The 22,416-nt window shown below is 33.1% G+C and carries 14 protein-coding genes and 1 tRNA gene; 9 read left to right on the top strand and 6 right to left on the bottom strand.

The window, feature by feature from the left end:
* Positions 1 to 436: 436 nt before the first annotated feature.
* Positions 437 to 510, top strand: a tRNA-His gene (locus OA93_RS21660).
* A gap of 410 nt (positions 511 to 920) precedes the next feature.
* Here the strand turns inward: OA93_RS21660 and OA93_RS21655 are convergent.
* The 6 genes from OA93_RS21655 to panB form a co-directional block, all read right to left on the bottom strand.
* Positions 921 to 1,775 (bottom strand): neutral zinc metallopeptidase, encoded by an 855-nt coding sequence (locus tag OA93_RS21655; protein WP_039116177.1) that lies wholly within the window; start codon positions 1,773 to 1,775, stop codon positions 921 to 923.
* 97 nt (positions 1,776 to 1,872) lie between these two features.
* Entirely contained in the window at positions 1,873 to 5,901 is a 4,029-nt protein-coding gene (locus tag OA93_RS21650) for a PAS domain S-box protein (RefSeq protein ID WP_240474775.1), read from the bottom strand.
* 94 nt (positions 5,902 to 5,995) lie between these two features.
* Positions 5,996 to 6,793 carry a hypothetical protein gene (locus tag OA93_RS21645; protein WP_039116174.1) on the bottom strand — a complete coding sequence of 266 codons (798 nt, stop codon included), beginning with the start codon at positions 6,791 to 6,793 and terminating at the stop codon, positions 5,996 to 5,998.
* A gap of 197 nt (positions 6,794 to 6,990) precedes the next feature.
* Positions 6,991 to 8,319: an aldehyde dehydrogenase gene (locus OA93_RS21640; protein ID WP_039116172.1), complete on the bottom strand. Its 1,329-nt coding sequence runs from the start codon at positions 8,317 to 8,319 to the stop codon at positions 6,991 to 6,993.
* 72 nt (positions 8,320 to 8,391) lie between these two features.
* Positions 8,392 to 9,081: an RNA pseudouridine synthase gene (locus tag OA93_RS21635; protein ID WP_039116171.1), complete on the bottom strand. Its 690-nt coding sequence runs from the start codon at positions 9,079 to 9,081 to the stop codon at positions 8,392 to 8,394.
* A 205-nt stretch (positions 9,082 to 9,286) separates the two neighbouring features.
* Entirely contained in the window at positions 9,287 to 10,105 is an 819-nt protein-coding gene (gene panB, locus OA93_RS21630) for a 3-methyl-2-oxobutanoate hydroxymethyltransferase (protein WP_039116170.1), read from the bottom strand.
* Between the two features lie 455 nt (positions 10,106 to 10,560).
* Here panB and OA93_RS21625 point away from each other — a divergent pair, with 455 nt between their 5' ends.
* The 8 genes from OA93_RS21625 to OA93_RS21590 all read left to right on the top strand — a co-directional run bounded on the left by OA93_RS21625 (position 10,561) and on the right by OA93_RS21590 (position 22,332).
* On the top strand, positions 10,561 to 11,904 hold the full coding sequence (locus tag OA93_RS21625; RefSeq protein ID WP_165572128.1) for a sigma-54 dependent transcriptional regulator: 1,344 nt from the start codon (positions 10,561 to 10,563) through the stop codon (positions 11,902 to 11,904).
* Between the two features lie 326 nt (positions 11,905 to 12,230).
* A complete protein-coding gene (locus tag OA93_RS21620; protein ID WP_035626556.1) occupies positions 12,231 to 12,512 on the top strand; it encodes a hypothetical protein in 282 nt (93 codons plus the stop codon).
* A 517-nt stretch (positions 12,513 to 13,029) separates the two neighbouring features.
* Positions 13,030 to 14,751: a potassium-transporting ATPase subunit KdpA gene (kdpA, locus tag OA93_RS21615; RefSeq protein ID WP_039116167.1), complete on the top strand. Its 1,722-nt coding sequence runs from the start codon at positions 13,030 to 13,032 to the stop codon at positions 14,749 to 14,751.
* A gap of 11 nt (positions 14,752 to 14,762) precedes the next feature.
* On the top strand, positions 14,763 to 16,796 hold the full coding sequence (gene kdpB / locus OA93_RS21610; RefSeq protein ID WP_039116166.1) for a potassium-transporting ATPase subunit KdpB: 2,034 nt from the start codon (positions 14,763 to 14,765) through the stop codon (positions 16,794 to 16,796).
* 98 nt (positions 16,797 to 16,894) lie between these two features.
* A complete protein-coding gene (locus OA93_RS21605; protein WP_039116165.1) occupies positions 16,895 to 17,461 on the top strand; it encodes a K(+)-transporting ATPase subunit C in 567 nt (188 codons plus the stop codon).
* A gap of 479 nt (positions 17,462 to 17,940) precedes the next feature.
* The gene (locus OA93_RS21600; RefSeq protein ID WP_039116164.1) at positions 17,941 to 19,017 is read left to right on the top strand and encodes a porin; all 1,077 of its coding nucleotides are present in this window, start codon (positions 17,941 to 17,943) and stop codon (positions 19,015 to 19,017) included.
* An 89-nt stretch (positions 19,018 to 19,106) separates the two neighbouring features.
* Positions 19,107 to 20,234: a histidine kinase gene (locus tag OA93_RS21595; protein WP_039116163.1), complete on the top strand. Its 1,128-nt coding sequence runs from the start codon at positions 19,107 to 19,109 to the stop codon at positions 20,232 to 20,234.
* Between the two features lie 379 nt (positions 20,235 to 20,613).
* The gene (locus OA93_RS21590; RefSeq protein ID WP_039116161.1) at positions 20,614 to 22,332 is read left to right on the top strand and encodes an ATP-binding protein; all 1,719 of its coding nucleotides are present in this window, start codon (positions 20,614 to 20,616) and stop codon (positions 22,330 to 22,332) included.
* The last annotated feature ends 84 nt before the right edge of the window (positions 22,333 to 22,416 follow it).

The following is a 22,416-nucleotide window of genomic DNA, read 5'->3' as shown; positions in this document are numbered from 1 at the left end:
ATAAAGGTGTAGTACTTCTTCTGTGTTAGTACTAGAAACTATTTCAAAGTGTTCTACTAAAAAATCAGGCAGCATAAATTTTAAAAGGTCTATAGGAGTCATCTCAAATTCTTAGATTACAAAGTTCTTATTTTATTTTGACATTCCTCCCCAGGTTTTGTTCTTGATCCATTTTACCGCAAAGAGTGCAAAGGGTTACACAAAGTTTAATGAATAGCTTTGCGAACCTTTGTGTTTTTTTGTCTTTGTGTGCTTTGCGTTTAAAATGGATTCTAAAGATTCAAAGGGATAAAGATTGTCTTATGCAAAAAAGATTTAACTGCAAAGGGTTATGCAGAGGTTCATAAAGTTTAATAAATAGTTTAGTGAACCTTTTTATTTTTTTCTTTGTAGAAGTAAAGTTTTACTTTATATTTGCACTCGCTAAGCAAAAATGGTGGTTGTAGCTCAGCTGGTTAGAGCATCGGTTTGTGGTACCGAGGGTCGCCGGTTCGAACCCGGTCATCCACCCAGAAATTTAAAGCCTTGAAGAAATTCAAGGCTTTTTTTGTGCGTTTATTTGAGATTCAGAGAGTTGAGGGCGGTACAAGTGTCTTATGCAAAAGATTTTACCGCAAAGAACGCAAAGGGTTACACGAAGGTTCGCAAAGTTTGATAGATAGCTTTGCGAACCTTTGCGTTTTTTTTCTTTGTGTACTTTGCGTTTAAAATGAATTCTAAAGAGGCAAAGATTCAAAGGGACAAAGGTTTTCTGTAGATACGCACCGCAGTGCATCTACGTTGTAAAGGTTTGTTTGGTTTGTGGAAAAACAGAAATGATATTACGAGACTTCGATTCTGCTCAGTCGGACAATATTGGGTATAAAAAAAGCATGATAATTATTTATCATGCTTTTTTTATAATTTGAGATTTTATCTTCTTATCTAATTTCTGCAAAGGTATCGCCCTGACTGATGTCACCAGATTTAAACCCTTTCATAAACCAAAATTTGCGTTGTTCTGATGTTCCGTGTGTAAAAGAGTCTGGAACAACTCGTCCTTGCATTTTACTTTGTATTGCATCGTCTCCAACTGCATTTGCTGCGCTTAAAGCTTCATCAATATCGTCGGGATCTAAATTTGCCTGATTGTAATGCGCCCAAACTCCTGCATAAAAGTCAGCTTGAAGTTCTAATGCTACAGATAGTTTATTGGCTTGAGCTTCGCTTTTGCCTTCTTGTGCTTTACGCATTTTGGCCGATGTGCCTAGTAATGTTTGTATGTGATGCCCAATTTCGTGCGCTATAACGTATGCAATAGCAAAGTCCCCACCTTTGGCACCAAATCTTGTTTTTAGTTCTTCAAAAAAGGCTAAATCCATATATACCTTTTGATCTCCGGGACAATAAAAAGGTCCTGATGCCGATGTAGCTCCACCGCAAGCAGTTTCTACAGATCCTCTAAAAAGTACTAGTTTTGGATTTTTATATGTCATTCCGTTTTCCGAAAATATTTTGCCCCATATATCTTCATTATCGGCGAGATTTACTTTAACAAAGTTGCCCATTTCTTCATCTTCTTTACTTAATGGTGCAGCAGCTTCGGTTTGGTTTGATTGAGAACCTTGCATTTGTTCTAAAACTGGAGTTATTAATTGTGCATTTTCGCCTCCAAAAACATTTACTAGTAAAATTATAATTCCGATGATTCCACCTCCCACAAGAGTTTTTCCACCTCCCGACATTCCTCTTCTATCTTCAACGTTATCGCTCTGTCTTCTACCTTGCCATTTCATAATTATATGGTTTTAATGTTTTTATTCGAAATTATATGTACACGAATTTATTGATATTTTTTGAAATAGTAGCTTTTATCTTCTATTTCTTTACTATTTAGGAAATCGATTTAATTATAGCTTTCTCGATACTGCCTTTAATAATTGGTTTAGATATATAACCAGTCATTCCGGCATTGATGCAATTTTGCTTTTCATCTTTTTCTGCGCCAGCAGTAACTGCGATTATAGGAGTTTTTTTACCTGATTTTAATTTACGTATTGCTTTTGTAGCTTCATATCCATTCATGACAGGCATTTGTATGTCCATGAATATAATGTCTGGATTAATTACTTTGTGTAATCTAACGGCTTCTTCACCGTTTTCGGCATCGTAAATAATAGCATTTACAAATAGGTTTTTTATAGTGGCTCTAAGTAATAATCTATTCACGTTATTATCCTCTACAACAAGGAACTTTATTTCTCTAGTGAGTAGGTCTTTGTTTAAAGTAGAAGTGCTATTACTGTTTTCAGTCTCATTTATGAAAATATAAGGCACATATGTATCGCAACTTTTTATATCTAAATCAAAATAAAAAGTACTTCCAATATTTAGTTTGCTTTCTAGTTTTAAATGGCTGTCCATTAAACTAAGTAGTTTATTAGAAATGGTTAATCCTAATCCTGTACCTCCAAATTTGCGGGTGGTCGAGCTGTCTTCTTGTGAAAACGCCTGAAAAATTCGTTTTTTGTTTTCTTCAAGAATCCCAATGCCAGTATCAGAAACCGAAAAGCGTATTGTGTATGTATCGTTAATCTTATCGAGTACAGACACATTTAGTTTTATAGTTCCTTTCTCGGTAAATTTAACGGCATTTGCTAGTAAGTTAATCAGGATTTGTTTTATTCGGAGTACGTCAATCCAAAAGCAATTTGGTACATCTTCGTTTATGTTTAATTCTAATGTAAGTTTCTTGAGATTAGATTCGTATAATATTAAATCGACTACTTGATTGAGTATTTCTCTAATATCATATTTATCGATATTTAGTTCTAATTTTCCAGCTTCTATTTTAGAAAAATCAAGAATATCATTTATAATATTTAGCAATGATTGAGCCGATTGATTAACGGTAATCATATATTTTTGCTGAATTTCCTGAAGATTAGTTTTCATCAATAAATTTGTAAAACCAATAATTCCGTTTAAAGGTGTTCGGATTTCATGAGACATATTTGCCAGGAAATCTGATTTTGATTTATTTGCAGCTTCTGCTAATTGCTTTGCTTTTATAGCATCTTCAGTTTCTTTTTTGCTTGTAATATCAAAATAAATTCCACCAACAAAATCAATTGTATTTCCTTTTTTAATTACATCACCAAATTCTTCTACCCAAATGTATTCGCCAGATTTTCTTTGTATTCTGTAAACACAATGTATTGGTATTCCTCTTTTTAAATCATTTATTTGGTTTTTAATGATGTTTTCTTTGTCCTCTGGATGCATTAAGGAAATAAAGGATAATCTGTTTTCGAGAAACTCAGTTTTTGGATATCCGGTTAAATTCTCGATTTCATCGTTTAGGAATACTTTGGAGCCTAATTCATCAAATTTGGATAAATAAACTGTACCAGGAATATTATTAGCGATTAGCTTAAATTTTTCTTCACTTTCGTGAATTCTAGCTTCATTTCTGTTTCTTTCTAAGGTCGAAGAAACGTTATTAGCAAGCGATTGTAAAATATAAATTTCGTCTTCAGACCATTTTTTTTCATTTGTACAATCATCAAATCCTATAAAGCCAGTAAAATCGTCATTAATATATAACGGAAGTATCAAGATTGATTTGATTTCATTGGCTATTAATAGCTCTTTAAAAAACGAATCTTTAAGTTTTCTGGTTAGTGTATTTAAGATTTTTTTGCTTTGAGCCTGATTGAATATCTCATGTAAATTATCGGAGGTAAAACCTCGTAATTCGGTGATTTGCTTAGTAATTCCTTCTCTTGCCCATTTGTATTTCTGACTTACAAGATGGGTGTCATTATTTTTTTCATAATAAAACATATGATCCACCTTTGTAGCTTTTCCTATTATTTCAAAGGTTTCTTCAAACATTTTAGAAGTGCTTTTGCTTAGTAAAAACTTTTCGGTACATAAAGCAAGTGCGGATAATAGCTGACTTTTGAATTCTAATTTTTTCTCGGTCATTAACCTCATTTGCGAAGAAATTGCTAATGAAATAATATCCGAAATGGTTCGGGCAAAATTGATGTCTTCATTATCCCAAATCCGTTTGGTTTTGGTAGATTCAAAACAAAGAATACCTGTTAGTTGTCCATTCGTAAAAATAGGAACATCTAGCATCGATTTAATATCGTTTATTAAGAAAGCTTCTTTTGTAAATTCTGATATTTCTAAATGATTAAAAACATCTGGAGCATTGATGATGGTTTTGTTTTTTATTGAGTTAAAATAGATAGGGTATAATTCTCTTTTTAAAATCTTTTTTTTCTCTAGTTTGTGATTGTCTACGCTAAATAAATTAGTACAAGTAATTATATCTTCAGTATATTTCCAATGGCTAACCCGATTGGCTTTAGAAACAATTGCGGCTTCTTTTATGATCAGTTCTACAACACTATCTATGTCATCGTAATTACTGAAGTTTGTGGTCGATAATTTTTTGGAGACAGTATTGTAATCTTCAATTTTTTCATGCCTGATCTTATTCTCGTTTTCAATATTTTTTAATTTTGTAATATCTCTGGCAATACCTGAATAACCAATTATTTGGCCTGCATCATTTTTACGGATAATTACTTTTAGGGAAACCCATAATTCTTCGCTATTTTTTTTCAATAACGGAATTTCTATAGCAGGAAAATCATTTTCCTTTTTCTTTAAGTTTTCTTCCAGATTTTCATAAAAATTCACCGTATTTATGGTGTAATCAACGTGAATGAATTCTGAATAATTATGAGAAATAATTTCTGACTCTGAATATCCTAATGATGAAATTGCAAATTCATTGATGAAAGTAAAGTTACCGTCATCATCGGCTTCAAAAATTAAATCGGTAGCGGTCTGGATTAGATTTTTATATAAATCTTTAGTGTTTATTTGCTCCGTTATATCTTGTCCTATACTAATTATTAGGTCCTCTGAGAATTTTTTATCTTTCCATTGAATGTATTTATATTCTCCGTTTTTACATTTTAATTTTCGGATATAGAGTTTGTTGTCGATATAAGTTAAATGGTAATCTTCGCCAATAAACTCGGGATCTTCTGTAAGATTCCAGAACCCAATTCCCATAACTGCTTCGGGTGAATATCCTAAAATATCGATTATAGTTTCACTACAAAATAAGATTTCTCCTTTGCGATTACTGGCAATTGTAAGAGAGTTTCCTTTATGTACTATTTCGTTAGAAAACCGAAATTTGTCGTTTTCGTTTAATAAAACAGCATATTTTACGTAGTTGACAACAAATACAATAAGAGAAAAATTAATTAAAATTACAGATGTTTTTAAAGGAATAGAATGTGAAATAGTAACATCAACTAAAAACAAAAATAATAAGGCTGTAAAAAACCAATATAATTTTATAGGTTTTAAAATAGTATACGAAAAGTAATAGGCTACAACAAAACTAATTATTGGGGTTATATCATTAGGAAGAGAAATGATATTGCGTAATATATAACCAAAGAATAGTAAAAATAATACAATGAAGATAAATTGTACTTTTTTACGTAAGTATTTAACTTTACTAGTTATAAAGTAGAATAATAAAAAGAAAAGACCAATCGAGGTGTTAATGATAAGTAAGCTTTTGGGCCTAATTTTAAATAGCTCATTAACAATCTCTATTACAATAATGGTAATCCCAAAAAACAAAAAATAGAGAAGATACTCTTTATCAGTAGTATCATTTTCTTTCTCTTTTTCGATAAAATTACCTAGTTGCTTTTTTATATTGAAAAAATGATAACCCAAAAAAATAATAAAGCCCAATAAAGCCAGTCCTAGTGCAGGAAATTTAGGATTGTTGTAAGAAACAATCCATTGGAGGTTTACGTCGCTAAATAACAATAAATTATGGGCCAAGCCTGTTAGGTTTGGCCATGAGGATATCATTGTTATAAAACTACAGTAAAATACCATAGATTTTTGGTTAATTTAGGTTTAATTAAATAGATTCCTGGAGAAATTATTATATCAATTCTATCTGTTATAAAAATGTTTTTGGTCCTGATTTAGATTCTTCAATTTCGTCTAATGTATCTACACCGATAATTGCACAATAAATTGCATAGGTCATAGAATAAATAAAAGGAAGGGTAAAAACTACCCCAATACAGCATCCTATAAATCCTACCATTGCTGCGATTCCGGCAACAATTAATAACCCAATAAGAATTAGAGGTTGTTTTGAAACAAGCATAAAGCTAGTTTTAATAGCATCAATGGCATTAAAATTTCCAAAGACAATTAATGGAATTGTTAAGTAAGTAAAAAGCGAAATTAGTAATGAAATTACTGTTCCATAAATTGATAGATTTATCATTTCTGTCGCTATTGATATGGCGATACTTATAACCGATATAATAAAAGTAGCTCCTATGATATTTGTTAAGTATGGTAATTTGTAGTAATAAAAAATTGTAGCAAAATTAAATTCTTTGTCTTTATCTGCACAATCGGCCATTTTTAAAAATCCAGCAGTAAAGGGAGCAATAAATACAGCCAATAAAATCATAGATGTCATATATATTATAAGGAAATTTCCAGATAATTTTAGATGTTGTAAGTTTTCTATAGATTCTTTTGTTAGACTTCCGATTCCAAATAAAGAAATCACAATACTCGAACCGAAAATAGCAAGTACAAAGTAAAAAATAAGAAGAATAGATCCTGCGTAAAGCGCTATTTTTTTATAATTTTCGAAAGCATGGTTAAATACATTTGAAAAGTCTAATTGATAACCAATTTTGTTGATTTCTTCTATTCGTTGTTGCGTACGATTCATAATTTTTGAAAGTAGTTATTCGTTATATTTTGGATTTTTTTTAGATTATCTTTTTATAAAATATCAGAAGTAAATATAGTATATTTTTTAAGTCGGCAAAGTTAAAATCGGGTTTTTAGCAAAATGATTTAACGCAATTATCTGATTTAGTTACGGAAAATAATTTTGATTAACTGATTGTTTAAACTAAGATAAATTTAGATCCAGTCTAATAATTTTTTAATAGTCGCTAATTTATCTTTATATGGTGCATATCGCATTGGTAAATCGAGCCAGTTGGCTTTTTTTACAATGCTTTTATGATGAGAGAAAGTATCAAAACTTAATTTGCCATGATAGGCTCCTAAGCCACTATGACCAACACCTCCAAACGGAAGCCTGTTATTTGAAAAATGAACAACGGTATCATTAATGCATCCTCCGCCAAATGAGTAACGTGTAATTATTCTTTTTGTAAAATTCTGGTTGTCACTAAAAACATATAAGGCAAGAGGTTTTTCGTATTGCTCGATAATGTTTTTTATATCAGCTTCGGTTTTGTAAGCAAGTATAGGTAATAATGGTCCGAAAATTTCTTCTTGCATAATATTACTTTCCATACCTGGTTCGTCGATAAGAGTTGGTGCGATATAAAGTTTTTTCGCATCGGTATGTCCTCCAAAAACCACTTTGCCAGGTTCGATCATGCTATCTAATCGTACCCAGTTTTTGGTATTTATAATTCTGGCAAAATCTGGTGATTCTTCGGGATTTGCGCCGTAAGCTTTATTAATTTCATCTTTTAGATATCCTATAAAATGAGTTTTCATATCTTTATGAATCAAGATGTAATCGGGGGCTATACAGGTTTGTCCTGCATTTATAAATTTTCCCCAAACAATTCTTTTTGCCGCTAGTTTTAAATTGGCAGTTTCATCTATAATACATGGGTTTTTTCCGCCAAGCTCCAGCGTAACAGGAGTAAGGTGTTCTGCAGCGGCTTTTGCTACAATTTTCCCAACGGCTACACTTCCTGTAAAAAATATATAATCCCAACGTTTCTCTAAAAGTTTTTGCGAAACATCAACTCCTCCTTGTACCACTTCGACATGATTAATGTGAAATGTTTTCTGAATGATTTCGGTTATAATTTCGGCAGTTTTAGGAGTAAGTTCTGATGGTTTTAAAATGACTTTGTTTCCTGCTGCTACAGCTGATATTAATGGGCATAAAGCTAATTGAAAAGGATAATTCCAAGGAGCAAGAATCAATACTTTTCCGTAAGGTTCTTTGTAAATATAATCGGTAGAAGGAAAGTTAAGTATCGATGGGAAAACACGTTGTGGTTTTGCCCAACGATAAATATTTTTAATGGTATCTTTTAATTCCGAAATAACATAATTGGTTTCGGTTAGAACGGCTTCAAAAGCAGGTTTTTTGAAATCATCATACAAAGCTTTAATGATTAAATCTTCGCTTTTTTGTATGTTGAACAATAGTTTTTTAAGCGTCTCTTTTCTGTAACCGATGTCATTTTTATAGTCCATTTTAAAATCTGCTTAGTTTTTACTATGCAAGTTAATTTTAAAATTTTAAATAAAAGTGATTTTATCTAAAAATCATATGGCATTCCATATCACTTCATCTGGAGTAGGAGCAATAATGGTAAGTGGTTCTTTGGTTACTGGATGTATAAAGGTTAATTTTCGGGCATGAAGATGTATTCCTCCATCAGGATTACTTCGGTCAAAACCATATTTTAAATCTCCTTTTATAGGTGATCCAATAGCCGATAGTTGTGCTCTAATCTGGTGGTGTCTTCCTGTATGTAAATTAATTTCGAGGGCTACGTAATTCTGAAGTTCTTTAAAAACTGTATAATCTAAGCTTGCCAATTTGCTATCTGGAACTTCTTTTAAATGCGCTTTTGAAGTATTGTTTTTCTCGTTTCTTTTTAGAAAATGAACCAATTTGGCGCTTGTTTCTACAGGCTTATTCTTTACAACAGCCCAATAGGTTTTTTGAGTTTCGCGATTACTAAACAATTCGTTCATACGCGTTAATGCTTTGCTTGTTCTGGCAAAAACTACAATTCCAGTTGTAGGACGGTCTAATCGATGTATTACACCTAAAAATACGTCACCAGGTTTATTGTATTTGTCTTTTATGTATTCTTTTACAACATCCGATAGTGGTTTATCGCCTGTTTTGTCACCTTGTACAATATCGCCTACGCGTTTGTTTACAACAATAATATGGTTGTCTTCGTGTAGAACCTGGAGATTATCTTTATTGGAAATGATTTTCATAGTTTATTTTTGGAGTTCCTAAGTGGCTAAGTTTCTAAGATGCTAAGAAGAAACCTTAGAACCTTATTTCTTTAGCATTTTAGGACCTTAAAGAAGTTTGGCTAAAGCCTGATTAACTTAAAATATTCCTCCTGCTTTAGCAGGAGGCTATTCAATTTTAAAACCTTTGAACCTTTGTTGCTTAGAACCTTAGTGCCTTAAAAAATTAATATTGCTCACCAGAGTTAGGGAAATCTCCAGATTTTACGTCATCAACATATTGGCTAATTGCAGTTGTCATTCCTTCGTATAAGTTCATGTAGCGTCTTAAGAAACGTGGACTAAACTCATTGTTCATTCCTAACATATCGTGAATTACAAGAACCTGACCATCTACCTGACCACCAGCTCCGATTCCGATTACAGGAATAGAGATGCTTTCGGCAACTTTTTGAGCTAAATGTGCAGGGATTTTTTCAAGAACTAAAGCAAAACAACCAATTTTTTCTAGCAATTTTGCATCTTCAATTAGTTTTTCGGCTTCGTCTTCTTCTTTGGCACGAACGGTATATGTTCCGAATTTATATATTGATTGTGGTGTTAAACCCAAATGTCCCATAACTGGAATTCCTGCGTTTAATATTTTTTTAATTGATTCTTTAATTTCTTTTCCACCTTCTAATTTTACTGCGTGACCACCGCTTTCTTTCATGATTCTGATAGCAGAACGCAATGCTTCTTTGGGGTCTGATTGGTAACTTCCGAAAGGTAAATCAACAACAACCAAAGCTCTTTCGATAGCTCTTACTACAGACGATGCATGATAAATCATTTGGTCTAAAGTAATTGGTAAGGTAGTTTCGTGACCAGCCATTACATTCGAAGCTGAGTCTCCTACAAGGATTACATCGATTCCGGCAGTATCAACAATTTTGGCCATTGTATAATCGTAAGCCGTAAGCATTGAGATTTTTTGCCCATTGGCTTTCATCTCAATTAATGATTTGGTAGTAATTCTTTTGTAATCTTTTTTTGCTACAGACATTGTAATCTATGATTTAGTACCGATAGAATCGGGATTGATTTATATTTTGAATCTGTAAAAGTAATAAAATGAATTTTTTTAAAATGAATTTTGGTAGGGAATATAAAAAATGAGAAGTAAAATTAATTGAGAAGAGTATATGCATTAAGTTTTGAATTGTCTCTAGCTTTAACTGGAGTCAATTCAAAACTCGTAGTAACTGAAAGTATCTCTGTGCTATCGTTCTGTTGATATTTTAGGGTCTGAGCAATCTGTTTTGTTTCTAGCCCTGATGGGAACGGCATCCTTTTATGGCTGTCCCGATTGCTATCGGGATGCCATAAAAGATATAGTGTACAGCGGGATTAGCTCCTAAATAAAAGGGTAGATTGTTTTATGCTAAAAAAGTATTTGGAAGTATTTAATTGACAAATGGGTAAAATAACTAATTTTGAAAAACTAATTCACAAATCCCCATTTTGAAAAATATTCTTATTATTGACGACGAAGAAAAATTACGCCATCTTCTCGCCAGAATTATACGCTCGGAAGGTTTCGAAGTTTTTGAAGCAGCAGATTTAAAATCGGGCTTCAAAAAGTTAGAACATAATGATATTGATGCTGTGTTGTGTGATGTAAAACTTCCTGATGGAAATGGTGTTGATTTTCTTCAGAAAATAAAAGCGGCTTTCCCGTTTACAGAAGTTATCTTATTGACGGCTTTCGGTAAAATTTCTGATGGTGTTCAAGCCATGAAAAATGGCGCTTTTGATTATATCGTAAAAGGTGATGATAATGATAAAATTATCCCGCTTTTATACAAAGCTTTGGAGAAAGTACAATTGCAAAAGAAAGTTAAACAACTTGAAAAGCGAATCTCCGATAAATACTCATTTGATAATATTATAGGAAAATCTAAAGGGCTTGAGCAGGTTATCGATTTGGCTCAAAGGGTTTCTAAAACAGATTCGACTGTGCTTTTGATGGGAGAAACCGGAACTGGTAAAGAGGTTTTTGCTCAGGCAATTCACGAAAACAGTAACAGAGTTGGTAAGTCGTTTGTGGCTTTAAACTGCAGTACTTTTAGTAAAGAAATTCTGGAAAGCGAATTGTTTGGACACAAACAAGGTGCTTTTACGGGAGCGATTAAAGATAAAAAAGGATATATTGAGGAGGCTAATGGTGGTACTTTATTTCTGGATGAGATAGGAGAGATGCCATTAGAACTGCAAGCTAAATTATTACGTGTTCTGGAAACAAGCGAATACATTCAGCTTGGAGATACGAAGCCAAGAAAATCGAATTTTAGATTAATTGCAGCTACCAATCGAGATTTAAAGTTAGAAAGTGAAGAACACCGTTTTCGTTCGGATTTATATTTCAGGTTGAATATTTTTGAAATTAAGATTCCGCCTTTGCGAGAAAGGGTTAAGGATATTTTGCCGTTGGCACATTATTACGTAAAGCAATTTTCTGAAAAAATAAATAAGAAAGCTTTATCTATTGATGAAGGGTTTATGCAAAAAATGGAATCGTACCAATGGCCAGGAAACGTTAGAGAATTAAAGAACGTTATTGAGCGCTCAGTTATTCTGGTAAATGGCGATGTTTTAACTCAAGATGTTTTGCCTTATGAAATGCAACACCAAGTAGTTAAAACGAATAAAAGTGTGTCGGCTTTTTCTATGCAAAGTGTAGAAAAATTGCATATTCAGAAGGTATTTAATTATACAAAAGGTAATAAAGCCGAAACGGCACGATTACTCGAAATAGGGATTGCAACTCTTTATCGAAAATTAGACGAATATAATATTCAATAATAACTTAAAATTCCAATGCTGATAGTTATCGGGATAAATTCCAAATTCCAATTTAAAAATTCCATCGGAGCGATACATATTTTGATTACGTAATGTTTGTCTACTAATTTCTAATTTTTCTATAAATATATTGTCCCAATGGGACTCAAAACTAAAAAATTAAAATCCTTATCATTTCAATAAAAGCCTATCATTTTGATAGGCTTTTTTTATGCCTGAATTTTAAGTAAATTTGATAAGGTGTTAGTTTATAGTGTATTGTGTTAAAAGTTTTTTTTTGGAATGTATTTTGGCATAAGGGAGGAAGAACAAAAAAAATCATTCTTATGAAAAATCAAGTCACCACGATTTATAAGCAAGCTGAACGGTTTGCCGAAATCACTAAGACAGCAATCATTAGCGGGAATATTGTCAGAGCAAAAAAATGTCTGGCGCTTGCCGAGCGATTATATACTACAGGGAGTTACGAAACTAAAAGTGCCATTTCGAACGTATACGTTTTCTCGGTTTCTTCTTTCATGGAATTACGGCATTGTACGATTTCGGATTTATTTCCAAAATCATTGAAGGCTGAATATATAAAGCAAATTAATGCGTCGGGTGTCTAGGAAAGACTGATAGAGTCAAGAGAATAGGGTTAAGAGAATAGAGCCAAGAGAATAGAAACAAGATGTTAGGAGGTAGAAGAAAGACTAAAGTTGTTTTTTGAAATCTATTATCTATAAATGTTTAATCTATAATCTTTAAGTCTTGCCTCTTGTTTCTCCTCATCTTTAAATCTTGCCTCTTGCTTCTCCTAGTCTAGTTTCTTCTAATCTCGGAGTCTAAAAAATAATAATCCAATAATCTAAATAAATCAAAACCTATGTTAATCCCTATTCTTTTACTCGCACTGGCAGTTTTGCTCTTTGCGATTTGTTTTAAATCTGTCGAATTTTTTGAAAAAATTTAAATCATGACTGCATTATTTATTATTGCCCTTGCCGTTTTCGGCTATTTGGTTTACGTATTAATCAAACCCGAAAAATTTTAATGATGTTAAAAGTTATAAGTGAGATGTTAGATGTTATACGTCGGTCTCCTTTTACAAATCACATCTGACATTTTACTAAAATTTAAAAAATTATGAACACAGAATTATTTGGCGTCATCAGTATTTTTATCATTACGATAGTTTTAGCCATTCCTTTGGGAAAATATATTGCTAAAGTTTATTTGGGTGATAAAACATTACTTGACCCGATTTTCAATCCAATTGAAAAACTTATTTTTAAAATCAGTGGAATAAATTCCACCGAAGAAATGAACTGGAAGCAACACTTAAAAGCACTTTTAAGTATAAACATGGTTTGGTTCTTTCTTTGCTTCTTTATTTTATTGTTTCAAGGGTCACTATTCTTAAACCCCGATAATAATCCATCGATGAGTCCAGATTTGGCATTTAATACTGCCATTTCATTTATAGTAAACTGTAATTTACAGCATTATTCGGGCGAAAGCGGTGTGTCTTATTTATCACAAATATTCTTGATGTTCTTGCAATTTGTTTCGGCTGGTGTCGGAATGGCTGCTGCAGCAATGGTTTTTACTGCAATGAAAGAAAGATCTACGGATAAATTAGGTAACTTTTATAATTATTTTATCAAAAGTTGTACTCGCGTTTTATTACCATTAGCTGCTATTGTAGCTACTGCTTTGGTATTTAGCGGTTCACCAATGACTTTTGAAGGTAAAGATGCTATCACTACTTTACAAGGTGATAATGTAGAGGTTTCTCGTGGACCTGCTGCAGCATTTATTGCCATAAAACATATAGGTACAAATGGTGGTGGTTTTTTTGGGGCTAACTCGGCTCATCCGTTAGAAAATCCTACTTATTTTACTAATGCTGTCGAATTATGGGCTCAATTAATTATTCCGTTTGGGATGATTTTCGCCCTAGGTTTTTATCTAAAGAAAAGAAAATTATCATACGTTATTTTTGGCGTTATGACGGTTGGATTCTTATTACTGGTTATCCCAACGGTTATTAGTGAAATTAACGGAAATCCTGCTATCGAAAGAATGGGAATTACCCAGGCAACAGGAGCAATGGAAGGCAAGGAGGTTCGTTTAGGGCCAGCTATTTCAGGTTTCTGGAGTATTGCAACAACAGTAATTTCTACAGGTTCTGTTAATAGTATGCATGATAGCTCGATGCCAGTATCTGGTGCTATGGAATTGCTTGCTATGATGGTTAATGCATTTTATGGTGGTTGTGGTGTTGGTATTCTTAACTTTTATGTTTTCATTATTCTGGCAGTATTTATTTCTGGTTTAATGGTTGGTCGAACACCTGAATTTTTAGGAAAGAAAATTGAAGCTCGGGAAGTTAAGATTGCTGCTTTTGTTGCTATTCTTCATCCTTTATTAATATTATCAGGAACAGCTTTGGCTTCGTATTTTGCTGCACATGATACAGCAATGGGATGGTGGTTTAATGGGAATGCAACAGGTTGGTTAAACAACCCGGGAAATCATGGATTTTCAGAAATGTTATATGAATATACTTCTAGTGCAGCCAATAATGGTTCTGGGTTTGAAGGTTTAGGAGATAATAATCCGTTCTGGAATATTACTACAGGAATTGTATTACTATTGAGTCGTTTCATTCCTATAATCGGGCCATTGGCTATTGCAGGATTATTGGCTAATAAAAAATATATCCCAGAAAGTGCAGGAACTTTAAAAACAGACACTTCTATTTTTGGAGTAATGGTTTTTGCAGTAATTGCAATTATCGCCGCCTTATCATTCTTCCCAGCGTTGGCTTTAGGTCCATTGGCAGAATATTTTACATTAAAATAATATAAAAGAAAATGACTAACAATAAATCCAATTCATTGTTTGAAAGTAAGCAGGTAAAAGATGCCTTAGTGCAATCTTTTGTGAAGCTTAATCCAAAATTGATGATTAAAAATCCGGTAATGTTTACCGTAGAAATTGGGACTGCCATTATGTTTGCTGTTTGTATTTCCATTTTGATGGGAGCAAACGATCAAGGTAGTTTTGCATATAATTTAATTGTGTTTTTAATTTTACTAGCAACTCTTTTGTTTGCCAATTTTGCCGAAGCAATTGCCGAAGCAAGAGGTAAAGCTCAAGCCGATAGTTTAAGAAAAACACGGGAAGAAACACCAGCAAGACAAATCCTTGCTAATGGAGAAATCAAAAATATTAGTTCTTCGGAATTAAAAAAAGGAGATGTTTTCGTTTGTGAAGCTGGAGATTTAATAGCAACTGATGGTGAAATCATCGAAGGTTTGGCAACTATTGATGAAAGTGCGATTACTGGAGAAAGTGCTCCTGTAATTCGTGAAGCTGGTGGTGATAAATCATCGGTAACTGGAGGTACAAAAGTATTGTCGGATAAAATTAAAGTAATCGTAACATCTGAGCCTGGCGAAAGTTTTCTTGATAAAATGATTGCTTTGGTTGAAGGAGCAAGCCGTCAGAAAACGCCAAACGAAATTGCATTGACTATTTTGTTGGCAGCATTTACTCTAATCTTCGTGATTGTTTGTGTTACCTTAAAACCATTTGCAGATTATGCTAATGCGCCAATAACAATTGCTGCTTTTATCTCTCTTTTTGTATGTTTAATTCCAACAACAATTGGAGGTTTACTTTCAGCAATCGGAATTGCGGGAATGGATAGAGCGTTGCGTGCTAATGTAATTACAAAATCTGGAAAAGCGGTAGAAACTGCTGGAGATATTGATGTATTACTTCTTGATAAAACAGGAACGATTACTATTGGTAACAGAAAAGCAACTAATTTTTATCCTGCTAAAGGTGTTACAGAAAAAGATTTTATAGAATCTGCAGTATTAAGTTCTCTTGCAGATGATACTCCTGAAGGAAAAAGTATTGTAGAGTTGGCTGGTTCAACTGTAGCTCAAAACTTATCTATTGAAGGTGCTACTTTAATTAAATTTACTGCTGAAACCAGAACTAGTGGTGTTGTCTTAAAAGACGGAACTAACATTAGAAAAGGGGCTCAGGATGCTGCAAAAAATATTGCACTTCAGGCTGGGAATAATTTCCCTGAAGATATTGCTCAAAAAGTAATTGATATTTCGTCTAAAGGTGGAACGCCGTTGGTAGTGGTTAAAAATAACCAAGTACAAGGGGTTATCGAATTGCAGGATATTATTAAAACTGGAATGAAAGAACGTTTTGACCGTTTGAGAAAAATGGGTGTAAAAACGGTAATGGTTACCGGAGATAATCCTCTTACGGCTAAGTTTATTGCTGAAGCTGCTGGTGTTGACGATTTTATTGCCGAAGCGAAACCTGAGGATAAAATGAACTACATTAAAAATGAGCAACAAATGGGTAAACTTGTCGCGATGATGGGTGACGGTACGAATGATGCACCGGCTCTTGCGCAAGCAGATGTAGGTGTTGCAATGAATAGCGGAACTCAAGCTGCTAAGGAAGCCGGAAACATGGTCGATTTAGATAATGACCCAACTAAGTTAATTGAGATTATTGAAATTGGAAAACAGTTGTTGATGACCAGAGGTACACTTACAACATTTTCTATTGCAAATGACGTAGCGAAGTATTTTGCTATTGTTCCTGCACTTTTTATCACTGCGATTCCTGCTTTACAAGGTTTAAATATCATGCATTTGCATAGTCCTGAGAGTGCCATTTTATCGGCTGTGATTTTTAATGCGATTATTATCCCAATATTGATCCCGCTTGCGTTAAGAGGTGTTGATTATAAACCAATCGGGGCGAGTGCAATCCTTAAAAGAAACTTGTTGATTTATGGTTTAGGAGGATTGATTATTCCTTTTATCGGAATTAAATTAATTGATTTGGCAGTAGCTTTATTTATGTAATCTAAAAAAAGGTTCTGAGATACTAAGTTACTAAGGTTCTAAGGTTTTTCTTAGCGTCTTAGAAGCTTAGTTCCTTAGAAACTCAAAAAATAAAAACAATGAAAAATATATTTTCAATAGTAAAATTTACCCTACTTACGGTGGTTCTGTTTGCAGTTATTTATCCTCTGGCAATTTATGGTATTGCTCAGCTTGCACCTAACCAAGGTAAGGGAGAAACTATTTCGGTTAATGGTAAAGTGGTAGGGTATCAAAAAATAGGTCAGAAATTTGATAAATCTAATTATTTCTGGGGACGCCCTTCGGCTGTAGATTATAATGCTGCTGGTAGTGGTGGAAGCAATAAAGGACCAAGTAATGCTGATTACTTAGCTGTGGTTCAAAAGAGAATTGATACTTTCTTAATTGTTCATCCTTATTTAAGAAAATCAGAAATTCCTGCCGATATGGTTACTGCTTCAGGGAGTGGTTTAGACCCAAATATTTCCCCTCAAGGCGCTTTGGTTCAGGTGAAACGGGTTGCTAAAGAAAGAAAATTAGCTGAGGATAAAGTTAAGGCTTTGGTTGAATCTAAAATTAATACTCCTAAGGTTATGGGAACCGCAATGGTAAATGTTCTGGAATTGAACATTGCTCTTGACGAACTTTCTAAAAAAGGTTCTTAGGTTTTTATCCTGCAAGGTTTCTAAAACCTTGTAGGTATGATATTCAGTAATCAGTACTTAGATATCTAACAGGTTTTGGAAACCTGTTAGGATAACAAAAATACTTGTAAATATGATGATTAATACTAAACCCAACAGTCCCGAAATTTCGGGATAAAAACCTGTTGGCAAGGTTGCTAGTGCCTTGTATGTATGAAAATTTATGGACAAAATATAGATAGACTTGTAGTTGTTTTATCTGAGTTTGCCCTTTATTACCTAACAGGTTCCGAAAACCTGTTAGGATGACTAAAGCCCTTGTTGCCCCAAGTGTTTTAGCCTAGATGGAAGCGGTATCCTTTTTCTGTCCGCCGCGGCGGACAGAAAAAGATATAGCGGACAGCTGGTCCCGAAGCTTCGGGAGCTCCTAAAAAAAACTAATAACAAATAGAATAATTAAGAGAACGAGATTATTTCGTTTCTCGCAATGATAAAATAAAATGAAAAAAATAATACTTACAGCTTTAATAGCTTTCGGATATACAACAATGAATGCTCAGGAAGAATCTAAAAGTCCGTTTACGTTTTCGGGTTATATAGATACTTATTACAGCTATGATTTTGGAAATCCTGATAATCATACTCGTCCAAGTTTTCTTTATAATTATAACAAACACAATGAGGTAAATTTGAATTTAGGTTTGGCAAAAGTGAATTATGCTAAAGACAATGTTCGAGGGAATTTTGCAATTATGGCTGGAACTTATGCAGAATATAATATGGCTGCTGAACAAGGCTTATTAAAAAATGTTTATGAAGCTAATGTGGGAGTAAAAATCTCAAAAGAGCATAATCTTTGGGTTGATGCGGGAGTTATGCCTTCGCACATTGGTTTTGAAAGTGCAATCGGGAAAGATTGTATGACTTTAACCAGAAGTATTCTTGCGGAGAACTCTCCATATTATGAGGCGGGTGTTAAGTTAGGATATACATCTAAAAGTGAAAAATGGTATTTGGCTGTAATGTATTTAAATGGCTGGCAACGTATCCAGAAGGTTGAGGGAAATCAGACTCCGGCTTTTGGAACACAGGTTACTTATAAACCAACTTCGGCAGTTACATTAAACTGGAGTACATATGTTGGGAATGAACAACCGGATGTGGATAGAAAATGGAGATACTTTAATGATTTTTACGGACAGTTTAAAGTGTCTGAAAAAGTAAACCTGATTGCAGGTTTTGATATTGGATTGCAGCAAGCTACTAACGGAAGTTCTGATTATGATGTTTGGTATTCGCCAATTGTGGTGGCTCAATATAAACCAACAAATAAAATTATGGTTGCTGCAAGAGGAGAGTATTATCAGGATAAAAAAGGGGTAATCATTGCAACTGATACTCCAAACGGTTTTAAAACGTATGGTTTCTCGGCAAACTTTGATTATTTAGCCGCAGAAAATGTAATATTTAGATTAGAAGCACGAACTTTGAATAGTAAAGATGATATCTTTTTAAAAAATAATGATCCAACAGATAGTAACGTATTTATAACGACTTCTTTGGCAATTACTCTTTAGACTTTAGGCTATAAGCTTTAAGCAATAAGCTTTTTTAAAAGTTTGTATTGCTTAAAGCTTACTGCTTATAGCATAATGCAAATAAAATTATGGATAACGAAAAGGAAAATAATGTTAAGCACTTTCTCGATTTAATTCAGAAATCCCGTAAAGGAAAGTTTAAGGTCTACATTGGCATGAGTGCTGGTGTAGGCAAAACTTTTCGTATGCTACAGGAAGCGCATACATTATTAAAGAATGGAATAGATGTAAAAATCGGATACATAGAAACGCATAACCGTAAGGAAACGCATGAATTGCTGGATGGTTTGCCTGTGATTCCGCGTCGTTCTATTTTTTACAAAGGAAAGCAACTGGAGGAAATGGATGTGCAAGCCATAATTAATTTGCGGCCAGAAGTGGTTATTGTAGATGAGTTGGCGCACACAAACATAGAAGGTAGCAAGAATGAAAAGCGCTGGCAAGATGTTCTGGAGATTTTAGAATCTGGAATAAACGTGATTTCGGCAGTTAATATTCAGCATATCGAGAGTTTAAACGAAGATGTAAAACGGATTACCAATGTTGATGTTAAAGAACGGATTCCTGATAATGTACTGCGATTAGCGGATGAGGTTGTAAACATCGATTTGACTTCGGAAGATTTAATTGACCGATTAAAAGAAGGGAAAATTTATACGGAAGATAAAATCCAGACTGCGCTGAATAATTTTTTTAAGTCTGATCAGATTCTACAATTGCGAGAATTGGCTCTTAAAGAAGTAGCGAGTCAGGTGTTGCGAAAAGTAGAAAATGAAGTTCCTAAAACTCAGGCGCTGCGACACGAAAAATTATTGGCATGTATAAGTAGTAATGAGAGAACGGCAAAGAATATTATCAGAAAAACGGCTCGATTGGCTAGTTATTATAATAGCGATTGGTATGTTTTGTATGTTCAGTTACCAAGAGAAAGCAGTGATAAAATAGCGCTGGATAAACAACGCCACTTAATTAATAATTTTAAATTGGCGACTCAACTCGGTGCCGAAGTAATTAAAATAGAAAGTACCAATATTACTGATACGATGCTTAAGGTTGTAGAACAAAAAGAAATTACAACGGTTTGTATTGGGAAACCTCATTTTAATTTTTTTAAGGTAATTTTGGCGACATCGATTTTTAGACGTTTATTGACTCGTCTTTCTTTATCGAATGTTGATCTTGTTATTTTGTCTTAGGTGTTGAGAGTTGTTAGATGTGGAGAAGCAAGATTTGAGATTTTTGACGTGAAAAGAGTTACCATATAAGTTATGTAAGTTCATTTAAGTTGTTTGAGGAGAGTTACTTTATAGTTTTAAAGTATTTTAGGAAACTTATATTTTCTTAAATGTCTTATATTATATGTTTAAAAAAGATTAATGTTGTTTGATGTGAAGAGATTAACCATATAAGTTATGTAAGTTCGTTTAAGCTTAGTTTTGGATAGGCTTATATTTTCTTAAATGTCTTATATGTTTAAAAAAAGATTAATCACTTAAGTTATGCAAGTACTTATTAAGCTGTTTAGAAAAGTTAGATACTTGGATAAAAAATAAAATGTTTTGTAAATCATAGGAAATGAAAATTAAAACAAAATTAAACTTGGGCGTGGGATTGTTATTTTTAATGATAATTATCCTTGCATTAGTTAGTGCCTTTTATATTTTTTTGATAAAAGGAGATACCGAAAATATTTTGAAAGCCAATTATAACACATTGGAATATTCTAGAAATATGCTCACTTCGCTTGATGAAATAAGTGGTAATGAAGATAAAGCAATTGTTTTTTTTAAAGACAATTTGGACAAACAAATTATCAATGTAACCGAAGCTGGAGAAGATAAGGTAACGACTAATTTACAAATGAGTTTTAATAAATTAGAAAATAACTGGGAGGATCAAGCTGTTAAAAGTCAGATTCGTCAGGATATTTTTGCAATAATGAAACTCAATATGAATGCCATAAAACAGAAAAGTGATATTGCCAAACAAACTGCCGAAACAGCTAATTTTTCGATTGCAATTGTAGGCACACTTTGTTTTTTGATTGCTTTTAATTTACTAATTAATTTGCCTAATAATATTGCAAATCCCATAAAGGAATTGACCGAAAGTATTAAGCAAATTGCGAATAAAAACTATTCAGAACGGGTGCATTTTATGAATCATAACGAATTTGGGGATCTAGCAAAATCGTTTAATACAATGGCCGAAAAACTCGAGGAATATCATGATAGTAATTTGTATAAATTATCATTTGAAAAGAAACGACTGGAGACTTTAATAAATAATATGCATGACCCAATTATTGGGCTTGATAATCAAGGGAAAGTTTTATTTGTAAATAATGAAGCACTTAAGATTATTGGAATGAAATCAGAGGAAGTAATTGGAGAATTGGCTACAACGCTGGCTTTGAAAAATGATTTGATGAAATCTTTAATCATCAATGATCTCGAAAGTACAAAAGCACACCCGATGAAGATTTTTGCCGATGGTAAAGAAAGTTATTTTGATAAAGAGACTGTTAATATTACTATTACGCCAACAGGTGAGGATAAAACGATTAATATTGGCGATGTAATTATTTTACGAAATATTACGCTGTTTAAGGAACTTGATTTTGCCAAAACTAATTTTATTGCAACTGTTTCGCATGAATTAAAAACGCCTATATCATCTATTAAATTAAGCCTTCAGTTATTAGAAAAGCCGAACACGGGAAGTATTAATGAGGAGCAAAAACAATTAATAGATAGTATTAAGGATGATAGCCAACGCTTGTTGAAAATTACGGGTGAGTTGCTAGATATGGCACAACTGGAAACAGGTAATATTAAGCTAGATATTGGACAATGTAGTCCGTATAAAATTATAGATTATGCTCTTGAAGCAGTAAAAGTACAAGCTGAGCAAAAACAAATTGAATTGATTGTTGAAAGCGAACCTAATCTTGCAGATATAAAAGCTGACTCGGAGAAAACAACTTGGGTGATGATTAATTTTTTAACGAATGCTATTAGATACTCTTATGAAAAAAGTAGTATTACAGTTAAACTGAAAAAAGAAAAAAATCAGATTGTTTTTGCAGTAGTCGATACTGGTAAAGGAATCGATAGCCATTATAAATCCAAAGTATTTGATAAGTTTTTCCAGATTCCGGGAAGTCATAAATCAGGAACGGGATTGGGATTATCTATTAGTAAAGAATTTATCGAAGCACAAAACGGAACAATTGGCGTAGAAAGCGAGTTGGGATTAGGAAGTTCGTTCTGGTTTAAACTTTTGAAAGCGTAGTTTTTAGTGTTCAGTACCAGTTTCAGTTTTCAGTTTCAGTTGTTTGCGGGTAAAAAAAAATAGTATTCAGTTGCAGTTTTTAGT

Source organism: Flavobacterium sp. KMS, assembly GCF_000813005.1.
Lineage (GTDB): Bacteria > Bacteroidota > Bacteroidia > Flavobacteriales > Flavobacteriaceae > Flavobacterium.
The sequence above is the reverse complement of the archived record's forward strand: the minus strand, read 5'-3'. Positions and strand labels throughout refer to the sequence as shown.

Bases quoted from the DNA above. Each gene is read 5' to 3' on its own strand.
- OA93_RS21640 (WP_039116172.1), bottom strand. From the start codon at position 8,319: ATGGACTATAAAAATGACATCGGTTACAGAAAAGAGACGCTTAAAAAA.
- panB (WP_039116170.1), bottom strand. From the start codon at position 10,105: ATGTCTGTAGCAAAAAAAGATTACAAAAGAATTACTACCAAATCATTA.
- OA93_RS21590 (WP_039116161.1), top strand. From the start codon at position 20,614: ATGAAAATTAAAACAAAATTAAACTTGGGCGTGGGATTGTTATTTTTA.
- kdpB (WP_039116166.1), top strand. From the start codon at position 14,763: ATGACTAACAATAAATCCAATTCATTGTTTGAAAGTAAGCAGGTAAAA.
- OA93_RS21655 (WP_039116177.1), bottom strand. From the start codon at position 1,775: ATGAAATGGCAAGGTAGAAGACAGAGCGATAACGTTGAAGATAGAAGA.
- kdpA (WP_039116167.1), top strand. From the start codon at position 13,030: ATGAACACAGAATTATTTGGCGTCATCAGTATTTTTATCATTACGATA.
- OA93_RS21650 (WP_240474775.1), bottom strand. From the start codon at position 5,901: ATGATATCCTCATGGCCAAACCTAACAGGCTTGGCCCATAATTTATTG.
- OA93_RS21595 (WP_039116163.1), top strand. From the start codon at position 19,107: ATGGATAACGAAAAGGAAAATAATGTTAAGCACTTTCTCGATTTAATT.
- OA93_RS21605 (WP_039116165.1), top strand. From the start codon at position 16,895: ATGAAAAATATATTTTCAATAGTAAAATTTACCCTACTTACGGTGGTT.
- OA93_RS21645 (WP_039116174.1), bottom strand. From the start codon at position 6,793: ATGAATCGTACGCAACAACGAATAGAAGAAATCAACAAAATTGGTTAT.
- OA93_RS21600 (WP_039116164.1), top strand. From the start codon at position 17,941: ATGAAAAAAATAATACTTACAGCTTTAATAGCTTTCGGATATACAACA.
- OA93_RS21635 (WP_039116171.1), bottom strand. From the start codon at position 9,081: ATGAAAATCATTTCCAATAAAGATAATCTCCAGGTTCTACACGAAGAC.
- OA93_RS21620 (WP_035626556.1), top strand. From the start codon at position 12,231: ATGAAAAATCAAGTCACCACGATTTATAAGCAAGCTGAACGGTTTGCC.